Genomic DNA, 15912 nt, shown 5'->3' on the forward strand with positions numbered 1-15912 from the left:
CGTTCCTGTTCTCTTCTTCGCTGTCTGTTACGTACGGAGCCCGCGCCGGTCGCTGCCGCCCGGGAGGTCCGGTCAGTCCCCGACCATGATCGTGGTCAGGATCGCGGCGAGGTAGCCCGGGTCGCGCACCCCGCACAGTTCGCGCGCCGAGTGCATGGACAGCCCCGGCACCCCGACGTCCACCGTGGTGACGCCGAGGCGCGCCGCGGTGATCGGCCCGATCGACGTACCGCAGGGCATCGCGTTGTTGGAGACGAACGGCTGCCAGGGCGCCCCGGCCCGCTCGCAGGCCGCGGTGAACATCGCGATGCCGGTGGAGTCGGTGGCGTACCGCTGGTTGGCGTTCACCTTGACCGTGGGGCCGCCGTTGGGCAGCGGCCGGTGGTCGGGGTCGTGCCGCTCCGCGTAGTTGGGGTGCACCGCGTGCGCCATGTCGGCGGAGACGCAGAACGCGCCCGCCAGCGCCCGCGACCAGTCCTCCTCGCTGCCGCCGCGCGCCGAGACCGAACGCGACAGGGTCCGCTCCAGCAGCGGGCTCTGCGCCCCCGTCTCGGAGCCGCTGCCGACCTCCTCGTGGTCGAACGCGGCCAGCACCGGCACGAAGGACGGCCGGGCGGCTCCCGTCGCCGCGTCGACCAGGGCGCTCACCCCCGCGTGCACCGAGATCTGGTTGTCCAGCCGGGACGCGACCACGAACTCCCGGTCCACGCCCAGGTATCCGGGCGGCTGGATGTCGTGCAGCATCAGGTCCCAGCCCAGCACGTCCGCCGGGTCCTCCCCGGCGCCCGCGGCGACCCGGCGCAGCAGCTCGCCCTCCTGGGGGTCGCCCAGCGCCCAGATCGGCGCGATGTGCCGCTGCCGGTCCAGTGCCACGCCCTCGTTCACCGTACGGTCCAGGTGGATGGCCAACTGGGGGATGCGCAGCAGGGGTTCGTCGATCTGGACCAGCCGGCTGCGCGGGGTGCCGTCGGGGCCGCGCAGCGCGAGCCGCCCGGAGATGCCGAGGTCCCGGTCGAGCCAGGTGTTCAGCGGGACCCCGCCGTAGATCTCCACCCCGATCTGTCGCCAGCCCGAAGTGCCGCTGTCCGGGGCCGGTTTGACCCGCAGGTTCGGGGAGTCGGTGTGGGTCCCGACGATCCGGAACGGAGTGTGGGCGGGCGCGCCCTCGGGGACGTACCAGGCGATGAGCGCACCGGCGCGGCTGATGAAGCAGCCACCGGTCGCGCCGGTCCAGTCGTCCGTACCGCGCAGCTCGCGGAACCCGGCCTTCTCCAGGCGCTGGGCCGCACTGGCCACCACGTGGTACGGGGAGGGGCTGGCGGCGATGAAGGCGAGCAGGTCGTCGGTGTGGCTGCGGTGGGGGGCCGGAGTCATACGGCGTCCGCCTTTCCGGTGTTCGGCAGTGGCTGCGAGAGGGGCTCCTCAAGGAGCTCCCGCACCGGCCGGTCGGGCCGGGCGCAGAACTCCGCGAGCAGATCGGTGTACGACGAGAGGAGGTCGTGGGCGGTCTCGTGGTCCCACAGGTCGGTGGAGAATTCCAGGAACGTTCGATAACCCTTCGCTGCGTCACGGCGCGGCGCAAGCCCGAAGCACAGCTCGCTGCGGGAAAGCGGCGGTGCCAGATCGGCCACCTCGACCCGGAGACCGGGGATCTCGATGTCCGTGTCGACCGAATTCTGGAACGCCAGGACGTGCGGTACCCGGTCCGGGACGCTGACAGCGCCCGCGTCCCGCATCGCCTGCATGATGCGCGCGGTGGGCAGCACATGCGCCATGGCGCCCAGCGCCCCCACGCCCGTACGGACCGCGAAGTCCCCACAGCTCTCGTCAAGATTGGCTGAATCCAGTCGTACGCGGACCATCACCGCCGTGGACGTCATGGCGACCAGCGACTCCGAAGAGGTGCCCTCGCGGTTGGCGTACGGCACGCTGAGCAAGGTGTCCGGCTCCCCGGACAGCCGGGTCAGGAACACCCCGAGCGCCGCCGCCGCGACCGCGAACGGGGTGGTGCGCCGGTCGGCCGCCAGCTTCTCCACGGCCGCCCGCACCGCACCGGACGCGACCCCGCGCACGGTGTCCCCGTGCCCGCTCAGCTTCTGCGGACGCGGCCGGTCCGTCGGTACGGGAACGGCGGACGGCACCCCGTCGAGGTAGCGGGCGCAGAACGCGGCGCGCTCCTCCTCGGCCGCCGGATCGTGGTTCGCCCGCTGCCACCGCGCGTACCCGGGGGCCTGCATCGCCGGATCGGGCAGCCCGTGCGGGACACCGGCGGCGGCCGCCGTGTACAGCGCGGCGATCTCCGCGAGCAGCACGGACAGCGACCAGCCGTCGGCGCAGACGTGGTGCAGGACGAACATCAGCTCCCAGCGGTCCGCCTCGACCCTCAGCAGCCGGAGCCTCGGCAACAGCGGCTGCCTCAGCTCGAAGGGGGCCGCCGCGTCCGCACGGCACAGGGCGTCCGCCCGGGAGCGCCGTTCGCCGGGCGGCAGCGTCGTCAGGTCCTCCACCGGCAGGGCCACCGGCTCCGCCGCCACCACCTCCTGCCACCACGGCCCGTCCGGCGCGTCCTCCTGCGCGAAGCGGGTCCGCAGCGCGTCGTGCCGGGCGATCACCCCGGACACGGCGGACCGCAGGGCCGTCGGGTCCAGCGCCCCGGTGAACGTGATCCGCGTCGGCACGTTCCACACCGCCGGGTCGGGCACGGCGTGGTGCCCGGCGATCATCCGGGCCTGCTGGTCGCTGACGGGGGTGCGGTCGACCAGGGCCGTGTCCCCCGCCGCCGTGGGGCGGCCGCCGCCGGTCAGCTGCTCGGTCATGGCCCGCAGGGTGGCTTCGGCGAAGAAGTCCGCGAGCGGGTAGTCGGTGCCGAGGGCGTCCCGGACCCGGTTGACGAGACGGATCGCGGCGATGGAGTTGCCGCCCAGATCGAAGAAGTTGCTGTCGGCGGGGAAGCCGCGCACATCGAGAACGGACTCCCAGACCTCGCGGAGGAGGGCGGCGGTGCCGACGGCGGGCTCCCCGTGCGGCGAAGCGGCCGTGCCAAGGGCGCTCTCCCCGTGCGGAGCGGACGTCATCGCGTCCAACTGCGCGTCCAGCTCCGCGAGATACGCCTCCGCCGTCCCCGGGTCGAAGAGATCCGCGTCGTAGCGCAGCCGCAGCCGCAGGCTTCCGTCCGGGGCGTGGGCGGCCATCAGCGCCAGCTCCAGGGGCGCCGATTCCGTGCCCGCAGCCACCGCCTCCGAACGCAGCCCCGGCAGATCGATTCCGGCCAGCGGCGCCCGGTCCAGATCGACCGAAACCGTCACCAGCGGGCGCGGGTTCCCCGGGGCCGGCCGGACAGCGGCGAGCAGCGCGTCCAGGTCCACCCCGCTGCGCTCGTCCGCCTCGAACAGCGCCCGGCCGGTGGCCCGTACGGCCTCCGGAAGCGGGGTCGCGTCCGTGGCGGAGAGCCGCAGCGGCAGGAGCGCCACATGGAAGCCGACCGCGTCCGCCGTCGAAGGCCGCCGCCGCCCGAACGTCGTGCCGAGCAGGAACGTGTCCTGCCCCGCCCGCCGCCGCAGCACCAGCTGCCAGGCCGTGCACAGGGTGGCGAACAGGGTCACGCCCTGCTGCCCGCTCCACTCCCGCAGCCGGTCCGCCCGCTCCCGGTCCACGGTCCGGGCGGCCGCCCCGCCGCGCCCCGCCACCCGGCGGCCGCGCGGCCGGTCCGTCGGCAGCGCCAGGACCGGGGGCTTCTCGCCCAGGTGTGCGCGCCACCAGACCAGGTCGGCCGGGTCGTGGGCGGGTTCGGGGGCCCCGAGGGTGGTCCCGGCGGGGCGCTCGAAGACCGGCGGGCGTCCGGCGCGGGCCGCCGTGTACAGCTCCTGGAGGTCGGCGGCGATCAGGGACGCCGAGTGCCCGTCGGTGATGATGTGGTGCAGGCCGAGGACCAGGACGTGATCGTCCTCGGCCAGCCGCAGCAGCCGCGGGGTGAACAGCGGGCCCTCGGCCAGGTCGTAGGCCCGGGCGCTCTCCTCGGAGAGCAGCGCCGCGATCGCCCGATCGGGGTCCTGCCCCCGGGCGTCGGTCACCGTCAACGGGATGCGCAGCCCGTTCCGGACGACCTGCGCGACACCGGGAGCGGAGGCGCCGGGCCCGTTGCCGCGGGCGTCCTGCCCGCTCCCCCCGCCCTGGGGCCGGAACACCGTCCGCAGCCCCGCGTGCCGCTCGACCAGCCCGTCCACCGCCGTCCGCAGCGCCGCCTCGTCCAGCGGCCCCCGCAGCCGTACGGACTGGGTCTCGTTGTACGCCGCCGGGTTCGCCAGCAACTGCGCGGCCAGCCACAGCCGCCGCTGCGCCGAGGTGGCGGGCGCGACGGTCTCCGCATCCCCGGCGCCCCGCTCCCGCGTCCGGCGGCGCAGGGCGTCGAGGTGCTCCAGGCCCGCGCGCAGCCGCTCCCGGTCCATCCCGAAGTCGACGAGAGCGGCGATCTCGTCCACCCCGGCCCCGTGCAGCGCGGCCACGAACGGGGCGACGCTCTCCGGCGTACCGATCAGGGCCCGCTGGTCGCAGTAGCGGTCGTACGCCCTGCGGAACAGGTAGTCCAGATCCTCCTCGCTCGCCGCCGCCACGTCCCCGCGGCCGCGGTCCAGCGCGGTGGCGGCCGAACGCATCATCAGCGAGGACCGCAGATACCGCACCATCGGCTCCAGCGCATCGGCCCGCGCCGTGGCGTGGTCCTCGCCCAGATAGGTGTGCACCAGCACCGTCACCCGCCCGGCTTCCGGGTCGAGCCCGCACGCCGCCCGCGTACGCCGGTAGTGCGCGATGTTCGCGGCCAGCTCGTCCACGCTCTGGCTCATCAGATGGGTGACGACCCCCAGACCCCGCCGGGCCGCGTCCTCGTAGGAGGCGCGCTGCCCGGAGGTGGCGAGGAAGAACGGCGGCTCGTCCTGCACCGGGCGCGGCCGGACGCGTATCTCCGCCTCCGCGCCCTCGCCCGTACGCCGCCGCACGGCCTCGCCGCGCCACAGCCGCCGCACCTCGTCCAGGTGGTCGAAGGCGATGGCGCGCCGGTCGGCGAACCGGTCCGGGTGCAGGACGAAGTCCCGGGCGTGCCAGCCGGTGGCACAGCCGATGCCGACCCGGCCGCCGGAGAGGTTGTCGACCACCGACCACTCCTCCGCGATCCGCACCGGATCGTGCAGCGGCAGGACGACCGAGCCCGCGTTGATCCGGATGCGCCGGGTCTCCCGGGCCAGGGCGGAGGCGAGGACGGAGGGGTTCGGGAAGATCCCGCCGAAGGTGTCGAAGTGCCGCTCGGGCAGCCAGACGGAGGAGAAGCCGCGCTCGTCGGCGAAGCGCGCCGTCTCGAAGACGGTGTCGTACGCCTCCGGAGCGCCGCTCCCGCCGCTCCCGTCGCTCTGCGGGTAGTCGCCGAAGAAGTAGACGCCGAAGTCGGGGGCGGGACGGTCCGCCTGCCGCTGGAGGGCGGGCGACGGCGGCCGGGAAGCCCGGGGGAAGAACCCGCCGTCGCGCAGTTCGCGCAGTGAACCCTCCACCGCCTCGGCGATCCGGTCCACGTCCTCGTCCGTGTGGGCGGTGGAGAGGTAGAAGCTGCGCCACTCCCAGACGTACACGCCGCGCAGCTGGAGGTGGTGGTAGAGCAACTCCAGGTCGGCGCGGTGCACAAAGCGGAACATCGACCCGAAGTGGGCCAGCTCCAGCGGGAATTCCTCGTCCCGGAAGAAGGCGTTGAGCCGGTCGGCCAGGCCCTGGGTGCGGGCGTTCAGCCGCTCCTGGAGTCCGGGGCCCCGCTCGGTGAGATGGGTGAGCACCGCGCGGGCGGCCGCCATGGACAGCGGGTGCTGCATGTACGTACCGCCGAAGAACGTCGTCTCGCGCGGAGGCCTGCTGGCGTCCCCGTACTGCCAGAAACCGCCGTCGACCCCGTCGAGCAGGTCCGCGCGCCCGGCGATCGCCCCGATCGGGAAGCCGCCGCCGAGCGCCTTGCCGTACGTGGCGAGGTCCGGCACCACACCGAAGTGGTCCTGTGCGCCGCGCGGGTGGGGGCGCAGCCCGGTCAGCATCTCGTCGAAGAGCAGCACGATGCCCCGGCGCGCGGTGAGTTCGCGCAGGGAGCGCACGAACTCCACCGGCCGCAGCCCCGGGTTGCGGCACTGCACGGGCTCCACCAGCACGGCCGCGATCGAGTCGCCGAGGGCGTCGATCGTCTCCAGGGACTCCTGCTCCCCGTACTCCAGCACGATCAGCTCGGCCACCGCGCTGTCCGGGATGCCCCGGGAGACGGGCACCGCGTGCTGCCCCGGACCGCCCGGCCGGCCCAGCACGGAGTCGATGTGCCCGTGGTACGAGCCCCGGAACATGACGATCTTGTCGCGCCCGGTCGCGGCGCGGGCCAGTCGCACGGCCGCCGAGTTCGCTTCCGTACCGGACGAGGCGAAGGCGACCCGCTCCAGACCGGTCAGCGAGGCGAGCAGGGCGGCGGCCTCCCCGGTGTCGGGGGAGCGGGGCCCGAAGCGCAGCCCGGCGGCGAGGTGGCGGCCCACGGCGTCGGTGACGGGCTCCGCCTCATGGCCGAGGAGGAGGGCGCCGAACCCCATGGTGATGTCGGTGTACTCGTTGCCGTCCACGTCGGTGAGGCGGGAGCCCCGCGCCGAACGGGCCGCGAGCGGGTACAGCATCTCCTTGGTGGCGTCCCGGAAGCCCACGACGGCCCGGCTGTCGGCGAGCACCGAACGGTGCCGCCGGGCCAGCTCCTTGGAGGCGCGGGTGCGCTCGGTGAACCGGCGGATCAGGGACGCGGTGTGGGCCCGCTGCGCCTCGTCCGCGCCCGCCCCGGCCATCCCGCCCGCCGTGTCGACGACGAGCCGGGGGCCGTGCGGGGCCGTTCCGGCGGCGGGTGCCGCCGCTCCGGCCGCCTGGTCGCGGGCCGCCGACAGCTGTGCGGTGAGGCCGCGGGACAGCTCCGCCGCTCTGGCCACGGCGTCGGCGGACACGTTCGTCGTCGCGCTCATCGCGGGTCCGTCCCCGTGGTCCCGGCGCGGCCGGTCAGCAGGGCGACCGCCTCGGAGAGCTGGGTGAGCATCGCGGCCTGGGTCTCGGCCAGCTGACGTATCTGCTCCGACAGGGCGGCGACCTCGGCGCGCGTCGCGTACACCGGCTCGCCGGACGCCGCAACCGGCTCCTCACGTGGCCCGGCCGCCGGCTCCACCGCCTCCCGTGGGTTCCCGGGCGCCTTCCGCCCGGATATCAGCGCGGCCGTCAGCCGGGGTGTGCCCGCCTCTTCCAGGATCTCCCGCATGCTGATCTCCGTGGCGAACTCGGCCTCCAACTGCCGCACCATCCCGATGAGCTGGAGCGAGTCCGCGCCGAGACCCACGAAGGTGCGGTCGGCGCCGACCTCGGCGGGGCGGTGGCCGAGGTGGCGCGCGGTCAGCTCCAGCACCCTGTCCAGTACGGCCTGTTCGGTCATGCGGTCCTCCGTGGTGCGTGGGGATGGGAGAGCTGCCCTGCCGTGCGGGGCAGGCAGCTCCGTGAGCGGTGTGGTCGGTGTGTACGGGAGCGGGCCGGTCCAGTGGGAGCGGCGCCGGAAGGGGTACGTGGGCAGCCGGACGCGCCGTCCGCCGCACCCGTCGAGCAGCGCGGCCCAGTCCACCGGAGCCCCGGCGCAGTGCAGTGCGGCCACCGCCCGCTCCCAGTGCCGGGCCGGTACGCAGACCGCGTCCGGCAGCGACCGGCGGACCATCGCGGTCAGCACGGCCGACGGGCCCAGCTCCAGCAGCACCGGGGCCCCGGCCAGCCGGTCCAGGACGGCGGCGAAGTCGGCCGTGCGGCGGGCCTGCGCGACCAGGTACGCGGCGTCAGGGCGCCACCCGGCGGGGCGCACCGAACCGTCGACCCCGTCGACGAACTCCGTGTGCAGCGGGCGCAGTTCCGCCTTGTCGGCGAGCAGCCCGAACTCCTCCAGCACCGGGTCCAGCAGTGCCGTGTGGAACGCCCGGTCCACCGCCAGTACCTCATGTGCCTCACCCCGTGCCGCGAGCAGCCCCCGGGCCGCGTCCACCGCCTCCGGGGGGCCGCCCAGCACATGGTGGCGCGCCCCGTTGACCACGGCGAGCTCCAGGCCCGGGACGGCGGCCAGCAGCTCGCGCACCCGGGGCCTGGCGACGAACGCGGCGACCATCGCGCCCCGGTCGGTCCCCTCCTCCATCAGCCGCCCGCGCCCGCACACCAGGCGCATCGCGTCCTCGGGTTCCAGCGCCCCGGCCACGCAGAGCGCCGCGTACGCTCCGACGCTGTGCCCGGCGACCCGGCCCGGGGTGATCCCGAGCCTTTCCCACAGCCGGGCCTGGGCGAGCTGGAGGGCGAACAGGGCGGGCTGCGCGAAGGCGGTGTCCCACCGCTCGGGGCCCCGTCCCGTGACGATCCGGTCCAGGAAGTCGCCCCGGCCGGTCTCCTGCGCGTACACCCCGGCACAGGACTCCAGCACCTCGGCCACGACCGGGAAGCGCGCGGCGAGTTCCGCGCCCATGCCCGGGTGGCCGCCGCCCTGCCCGCTGAACAGGAACACCGGGTCCCTCACGTCGTCGGCGACCCCGGTGGCGTACGCCTCGCCCGCCGGGGCCCCGGCGAGGAACGCGTCGAGACCGGCCACCGGGTCGGCCGTGGTGACGACCAGGCGGTGCGGCAGGAGCCGCCGCCCGAGCGCGGTGGTGGTCAGCAGATCGGCGGGGGCGGGGGCCGTGCCGCTCGCCAGATGGTCGCGCAGCGAGGCGGCGTAGGCCCGCAGCGCGTCCCCGTCCGCCGCCGAGAGCGGCAGCAGCGCGGGTACGGGGGCGGGCTGCTCGCCGCGTCCCACCGGAGCGGCCTCGGGCGCCTGCTCCAGGATCACGTGTGCGTTCGTCCCGCCCATGCCGATCGAGTGCACCCCGGCCCGCCGCACCCCGGCCAGCGGCCAGGGAGACTCCCGTACCGGCAGCAGGAACGGGCTGTCCGCCACCGCGAGCGCCGGGTTGGGCCGGGAGAAGTTCACCAGCGGCGGGACCACCCCGTGCCGCAGCACCTCGACGGCCTTGACCAGCCCCGCCAGCCCCGCCGCGCTGTCCAGATGGCCGATGGCGGGCTTGGTCGAGCCGAGGGCGCAGAAGCCGGTCCGATCCGTGTGGCGGCGGAACGCCTCGGTCAGGGCGGCGAATTCGATCGGGTCGCCCTTGAGCGTGCCCGTGCCGTGCGCCTCCACGTAACCGATCGACGCCGCGTCCACGCCCGCCGCGCGCAGCGCCCCGAGCACCGCGTCCCGCTGCCCGGCGACCCCGGGCGCGGCGAACCCCCCTTTGCCGGCACCGTCGTTGGTGACCGCCGAGCCCAGGATCACCGCGTGCACGGTGTCGCCGTCGGCCAGCGCCCGCTCCAGCGGCTTCAGGAGGACGGCGGCGGCCCCGTTGCCCCCGACCGTGCCGTCCGCGTCCGCGTCGAAGGCCCGGACCATGCCGGTGGGGGAGAGGGTGGAGCCCTTCACCGGGACGCGGCCGCTGACCTGCGGCAGGTGCAGGGCCGCGGAGCCCACCAGCATCAGGTCCGCGTCCCCGGCGCGCAGCGCCTGGCAGGCCAGGTGGACGGAGACCAGTGCGCTGGAGCAGGCCGTCGACACGGTGAGCGCGGGACCGGTCAGACCGAGCCGGAAGGCCGCCCGGGTGGCGGTGAAGTCCGGGTAGTTGCCGACCTGGACCTGCTTCGCCGTCATCCAGTCGCCCGAGCCGGCCTCGGCCGCCAGGTGCGTCGCCAGATAGCTGTGCAGCGAGTACAGGCGGTAGCCGGAGCTGCCGTACACCCCGATCCGTACGGAACCGGCGCTCGCACGGTCGCCGCCCGCGTCAGCGCCGCCGTTGCCGCCGCCCGCGTAACCGCCGTCCTCCAGGGCGTGGAAGCAGCACTCCAGGAACAGCCGCTGCTGCGGGTCGGTGAGGTCCGCCTCCCGCCCGCTCATGCCGAAGAACCCGGCGTCGAAGCCGTGCAGGTCCGCCAGGAGCGCGCTCGCCCCGCCGTAGCCCGGCTGCCCGTACTCCTCCGCCGGCACCCCGGCCGCCGCGAACTCGGCCCGGGTGAACCGGCGTACGCGGGAGACCCCCGCCCGGATGTCGCGCCAGTACGCCTCGGGGCTCTCAGCCCCGGGGAACCTCAGCGCCGTCCCGATCACCGCGATCCGGTCGTCCCTCAACTGCCTCTTCCTTTCGCAGCCCCGCACGCCCCGCGCCCTCCGCGTTCCGCGGAAGCCCCTCGCGGTCCGCCCGTCGCAGCCCCGCGACCCTCACCAGGAACACGGCGGCGACGACGATGGCGGCGCCGTGGGACCAGCCCACCACGGCCAGCGGGGAGAACCGGTCGAGGGCCGCCGCCACCAGGATCATGCCGACGCCGAAACCGAGGTTCTCGAAAGTGGCCGAAAGACCGAAGGCGTGACCGCGCAAGGTGGCCGGAAGTGTCTGGAGATGCGAGGTGTACGAGACCTCGGTCAGGCCGTCCGCGGCTCCCGCGATCAGTGCGATCACCGCCGTCACCGCCAGCGGGAACCCGGCGAACGCCGCGATGAACGCCGCCGACATCACCACCGTGCCGTAACCGAAACCGAGCGGCCCCACCGACCGGCCGGTGCGCTGGGTGTACCGCTGGATCACCTGCTGCGCCCCGATGTTGCCGAGCGCCCACACACACCAGAACGCGCTGACGAACACCGCGGGGTTCGATGCGTCCAGGCTGGTCGAGTAGATCGGCAGCGCCGCGTTGTGCGACGAGGAACCGAACGCGTCCACCCCGCGCAGCGCCACCATCAGCGCCAGGCCGGGGGCGGCGGCGAGCGCCAGGAACGCCACGGGCGTCCACCGCCGCCCGGTACCCTCCGCGTCCTTCCTCCCGGCGGCCTCCGTGCCCCGGTCCTTCGCCGTTTCGTCCGTCGTCCCGGAAGCCGCGGGCGGGGCCCCCGCCCCCTTGCCACCCGCGATCGGCAGCACGGCCACCGTCACCGCACAGGCCACGAAGGTCGCCATGTCGATCAGGAACGCCGCCGTGTACCCGACGAGGGACACCACCACGCCCGCCGAGGCGAACCCCGCCACCATGGCCAGCGAACGGCCGGTGATCGAGAGGGAGTTCGCCCACGACCTGCGGTCCTCGCCGACCATCTCCGGAATGGAACTGCGCAGGGCCACCATGAACAGCGTCCCGCACGCCCCGATCACCACCGAGACGGCCATCAGCGCCCCGGTCAGCACACTGTCCGGTGCCAGGACGAGCACCAGCATCACGCAGGCCTGGCCGACATTCGCCCACAGCATGATGCTTTTCGCGGTGAAACGGGCGAGAAGGCCGCCGACGATCAATCCCGCCACGAATCCCGAGGCGAGCCGCACCGCCATGAACAGCCCCATGGCCAGCGCCCGGCCGGTCGTCTCGTAGACGAAGAGATTCAGCGCCACCATATTCAGGAACGTGCCGTACGAAGACAGCGCATATCCGGCCACGAGGAATCGAAAACGCCGCTCGGAGACCGCGGTGTCCCGTGCGTTCGGGGAGTCGCCGTCCGTCCCGTTCGCCGCCGGACCGTCCGCGCTGCCGATTCGAGATGTCACCCGCACATCCTCATCGAAGACCGGCGCTCGACGGCAGACTCCCGATTGCACAAAGGTAATCTGCATCCTTGTGAAGGACGATCATTCCCTCTCACCGGTATGTGATTGCCGTGAATCACCGTCGGACCGGTCGATACCGGAACAACCCTGCGAGGCGGCGCTCGCGGCCTATCGGCGTGCGCTGACGGAAGGCAGCCTTCCGGCCGGGACGGTGCCGCCCTGCCTGCGCGCCCTGCACCTCCTCGTGGCCGACCGGAAAGCGCCCGGCCACCTCATTCCCGTACCGCCGGAGACGGCGTCCTTCGCCGCGCTCGCCCCGATCGAGGAAGCGATCGTCGAGCAGCGCCGCACCCTGCGGTCCGCCCGCGCCACCCTCGCCGCCTTCGAGGGCCTGTACGCCGATGTGCACCGCCAGGAACGCCCCGCCCTCACCCGGCTCTCCGGGGAGGCCGTCATCAGCAAGGCGCTGGACGCCGGGGTCAGCGGCTGCCGCACCGAGGTCCGCACGGCCCATCCCGGCGGCGGCCGCCCGGCCCGCGTCCTGGCGGAGTCCCTCCCGCGCGACCTGGGCAACCTGCGCCGCGGCATCCGGCAGCGCACCCTCTACCAGCACACCGTCCGCTCGGACCGCACCACGCTCGACTACATCGACCAGGTGACCGCCGAGGGCGCCGAGATCAGGACGCTGGCCGAGGTCGTCGACCGGTTCATCGTCTTCGACCGGGACCTCGCCTTCATCCCGTTCTCCGACGAGCCGCACCACGCGCTGCGCGTCCAGCACCCGTCCCTGGTGCGCTTCCTGGTGCGCCACTTCGACGAGGCCTGGGCCCGCGCGGTCCCGGTCCGCCCCGAACGCGCGCCGCTGCGTACTCCCGTGGTCACCTCCGACCTCCAACGGGCCATCCTCCAGGCCGTGGTGAACGGTGAGACGGACGCCGCCATCGGCCGCCGGATCGGCCTGAGCCGCCGCAGTGTGGCCGAGCACATGCGTAAGGTCTCCGAGCAGCTCGGCAGCACCAGCAGGGCCCAACTGGGCTATCTGGTGGCGACGTCGGGCCTGCTGGACGACTGAGGAACGCCGTGGGGGCCTGCCGAAACGCTATGGGGGCCCGTCCGTCCGGACGGGCCCCCACACCAGCTGCGCGACGGGTCAGCCCAGACCCGGCCCCCGCACCGGAATGCTGGTGAACGTCGGAGCCGGGGCGGGCTCGGTGAAGAAGTCGTTGCCCTTGTCGTCGACGACGATGAAGGCGGGGAAGTCCTCGACCTCGATGCGCCAGACCGCCTCCATGCCGAGCTCCTCGTACTCGACGACCTCGACCTTCTTGATGCAGTCCTGCGCGAGGCGGGCCGCCGGGCCGCCGATCGAGCCGAGGTAGAAGCCGCCGTGCGCACCGCAGGCGTCGGTGACCTGTTTGCTGCGGTTGCCCTTGGCCAGCATCACCTTCGAGCCGCCCGCCGCCTGGAACTGCTCGACGTAGGAGTCCATGCGGCCGGCCGTCGTCGGGCCGAAGGAGCCGGAGGCGTACCCCTCGGGCGTCTTCGCCGGACCGGCGTAGTAGACCGGGTGGTCCTTCAGGTACTGCGGCATCTCCTCGCCCGCGTCGAGGCGTTCCTTGATCTTGGCGTGCGCGATGTCACGGGCCACGACCAGCGGGCCGGTCAGCGAGAGCCGGGTCTTGACCGGGTACTTGGTCAGCTCGGCCAGCACCTCGTCCATCGGCCGGTTGAGGTCGATCTTCACGACGTCCCCGGCCTCGTCGAGGTGCTCGTCGGTGGTGTCGGGGAGGAAGCGCGCCGGGTCCTTCTCCAGCTGCTCCAGGAAGACGCCCTCGGCGGTGATCTTCGCGGTGGCCTGGCGGTCCGCCGAGCAGGAGACGGCGATGGCGACGGGCAGCGAGGCGCCGTGCCGGGGCAGGCGCACCACGCGCACGTCGTGGCAGAAGTACTTGCCGCCGAACTGCGCGCCGATGCCGATCTTCTGCGTCAGCTCGAAGACCTTCTCCTCCAGCTCCTTGTCCCGGAAGCCGTGCCCGGTGGGGGAGCCCTCGGCGGGCAGCTCGTCCAGGTAGTGCGCGGAGGCGTACTTGGCGGTCTTCAGCGCGAACTCCGCCGAGGTGCCGCCGACCACGATCGCCAGGTGGTACGGCGGGCAGGCCGCGGTCCCCAGCGAACGGATCTTCTCCTCCAGGAACTTCATCATGGAGGCCTCGTTCAGGACGGCCTTCGTCTCCTGGTAGAGGAACGACTTGTTGGCCGAGCCGCCGCCCTTCGCCATGAAGAGGAACTTGTACGCGCCGCCGTCGGTGGCGTACAGCTCGATCTGGGCCGGGAGGTTGGAGCCGGTGTTCTTCTCGTCCCACATGGTCAGCGGGGCCATCTGCGAGTAGCGCAGGTTGAGCTTGGTGTACGCGTCGTAGATCCCGTGCGACAGGGCCTGTTCGTCACCGCCCTCGGTCAGCACGTTCTGCCCGCGCTTGCCCATGACGATCGCCGTACCGGTGTCCTGGCACATCGGCAGGACGCCCGCGGCGGCGATGTTCGCGTTCTTCAGGAGGTCCAGCGCCACGAACTTGTCGTTGGAGGAGGCCTCCGGGTCGTCGACGATCCGCCGCAGCTGAGCCAGGTGGGCCGGGCGCAGGTAGTGCGAGATGTCGTGCATCGCCTCGGCGGCCAGCGTGCGCAGCGCCTCCGGCTCGACCTTGAGGAACGTACGGCCGTCGGCCTCGAAGGTGGAGACACCCTCGGCGGTCACCAGGCGGTACGGCGTGGTGTCCTCTCCCAGGGGGAGCAGATCGGAGTACGCAAACTCTGGCATTACGGCCATTCCTCACTCGGCGACGGCGGCTGGCCTCCCTTGGGCAGCGCATCAACCAGGGTAGAACGCCGCCACGGCGCCGATCCTGTGAGGTAAGGCTCACCTGGAATCCGCCGGGGTTCCCGGCCCGTGGGGCACGCCGGTTGAAGGGGTAGTCGCGATCTATCGCGTTTGGGTAGGCTGGGACGGTGGACCTGGAGAAGCAGCCTCAGCAGCCCGCCGCACCGACAGCGCCGACCGCTCCGCCGCCCGCCGCCGCAGTCGACGGTGACGGCATGCGCGCCTCGGACGCGGACCGCGACCGGATCGCGGACATCCTGCGGGAGGCGATGGCCGAGGGCCGTCTGACGGCGGACGAGCACGCGGAGCGGGTCGATCTGGTCTACCGGGCCAAGACCGTCGGCGAACTCCAGCCGCTGGTCCGTGACCTGCCCGCGTCCTCCGCTCCCACCGCCGAGCGGCCGGGCCCCCGCCCGTACAGCTACGGCCCCGAGGCCCCGGACGGCCCCCCGGACAACCTCGTCGCGGTCTTCAGCAGCTCCGTCCGCAAGGGGCGTTGGCGGGTCGGCGGCCGGACGAACGCCTTCGCGCTCTTCGGCAGCGTGGAGATCGATCTGACCGAAGCGCTTTTCGGCCAACGCTTCACCGTCATCAACGCGACGTCCATCTTCGGCAGCGTCGAGATCAGGGTTCCGGAGAACATCTCCCTGCGCGGCAACGGAACGGGCGTGTTCGGCAGTTTCGAGGTGAAGACGCTCGAATCGGCCGATCCGGAAGCGCCGGTCGTCGTCGTGAACGGCTATTCCGTGTTCGGGAGCGTGGAGGCGAAGCCCAAGCGGGGCAAGTTCGTCGCGGACCTCCAGAAGCGGCTGCGGAAACACTTCGGTCACTGAATGCCGTGCGACGGGCGCGCCGTTAACCGGCGTTAATCGGCCAGTGTGCCGCGCGGGTGCATTGTGCCGCGTGGCGCGCCGGTGCCACGCAGTGCATAGGCGCACGCACAGCGGGTAGGGAGTGCTGCATCGTCTCTCGCTCGCGAAGCCGTAGCCGTCGTCAGGAGTAGACCGTGCTGCAACCGCCGCATCAGCCTCTGCAGGTCGCCGCCGTTCCGGCCCAGCGGACCCCCGCTCGGGAGGACGATGCGGGCCCCTGGCATTCGGAGGCGGCCTGCCGCCGTGACGAAGCGGGCCTGTTCTTCGCCCCGTCGAAGGAACCGACCGCCGCCCGGCTGGCCCGCGAGGAGGCCGCGAAGCGTGTCTGCGCCCGCTGTCCGGTCATGGTGGAGTGCCGGGAGCACGCGCTGATGCAGCCCGAGCCGTACGGGGTGTGGGGCGGGCTCACCGCCGCCGAACGCCGTGTGGCCCTGGCCCGGCGCCGTCGGCGCGACATCGAGCTGACGGCCGCGACGACTGCCGAGCGCATAGCCGCGGCGGGCTGAAGGCACGGAGAACGTACGGGAGGGGGTGC

8 protein-coding genes are annotated in these 15912 nt (G+C 73.3%); 3 read left to right on the plus strand and 5 right to left on the minus strand.

The genetic code is table 11. The features are described 5' to 3' along the window. Nucleotides 1-72: 72 nt before the first annotated feature. Genes ACZ5WC_RS07650 through ACZ5WC_RS07665 form a run of 4 tightly spaced genes read right to left on the minus strand, consistent with a single transcriptional unit; the run spans nt 73 to nt 11615 of the window. Nucleotides 73-1374: a M18 family aminopeptidase gene (locus ACZ5WC_RS07650; protein ID WP_468539925.1), complete on the minus strand. Its 1302-nt coding sequence runs from the start codon at nt 1372-1374 to the stop codon at nt 73-75. After that, complete coding sequence (locus ACZ5WC_RS07655) at nt 1371-7016, minus strand: MupA/Atu3671 family FMN-dependent luciferase-like monooxygenase (protein ID WP_468539926.1); 5646 nt, start codon at nt 7014-7016, stop codon at nt 1371-1373. The genes ACZ5WC_RS07650 and ACZ5WC_RS07655 overlap by 4 nt, the downstream gene beginning before the upstream one ends. Further along, a complete protein-coding gene (locus ACZ5WC_RS07660) occupies nt 7013-10219 on the minus strand; it encodes a type I polyketide synthase (protein ID WP_468539927.1) in 3207 nt (1068 codons plus the stop codon). The genes ACZ5WC_RS07655 and ACZ5WC_RS07660 overlap by 4 nt, the downstream gene beginning before the upstream one ends. Then, nucleotides 10164-11615, minus strand: coding sequence for an MFS transporter (locus tag ACZ5WC_RS07665; protein WP_468539978.1), 1452 nt, complete (start codon nt 11613-11615; stop codon nt 10164-10166). The genes ACZ5WC_RS07660 and ACZ5WC_RS07665 overlap by 56 nt, the downstream gene beginning before the upstream one ends. An 82-nt stretch (nt 11616-11697) precedes the next feature. Between ACZ5WC_RS07665 and ACZ5WC_RS07670 the strand changes: the two genes are divergently transcribed. Then, complete coding sequence (locus ACZ5WC_RS07670) at nt 11698-12699, plus strand: LuxR C-terminal-related transcriptional regulator (protein WP_468539928.1); 1002 nt, start codon at nt 11698-11700, stop codon at nt 12697-12699. 78 nt (nt 12700-12777) lie between these two features. Here ACZ5WC_RS07670 and ACZ5WC_RS07675 read toward each other — a convergent pair whose 3' ends face one another. Then, entirely contained in the window at nt 12778-14445 is a 1668-nt protein-coding gene (locus ACZ5WC_RS07675) for a fumarate hydratase (protein ID WP_096627191.1), read from the minus strand. A gap of 188 nt (nt 14446-14633) precedes the next feature. Between ACZ5WC_RS07675 and ACZ5WC_RS07680 the strand changes: the two genes are divergently transcribed. Both ACZ5WC_RS07680 and ACZ5WC_RS07685 read left to right on the plus strand, forming a co-directional pair. Further along, the gene (locus ACZ5WC_RS07680) at nt 14634-15338 is read left to right on the plus strand and encodes a DUF1707 SHOCT-like domain-containing protein (protein WP_468539929.1); all 705 of its coding nucleotides are present in this window, start codon (nt 14634-14636) and stop codon (nt 15336-15338) included. A 173-nt stretch (nt 15339-15511) separates the two neighbouring features. Next, the gene (locus tag ACZ5WC_RS07685; protein WP_336677378.1) at nt 15512-15883 is read left to right on the plus strand and encodes a WhiB family transcriptional regulator; all 372 of its coding nucleotides are present in this window, start codon (nt 15512-15514) and stop codon (nt 15881-15883) included. Nucleotides 15884-15912: the final 29 nt, after the last annotated feature.

The organism is Streptomyces sp. NPDC033165, from assembly GCF_055577965.1.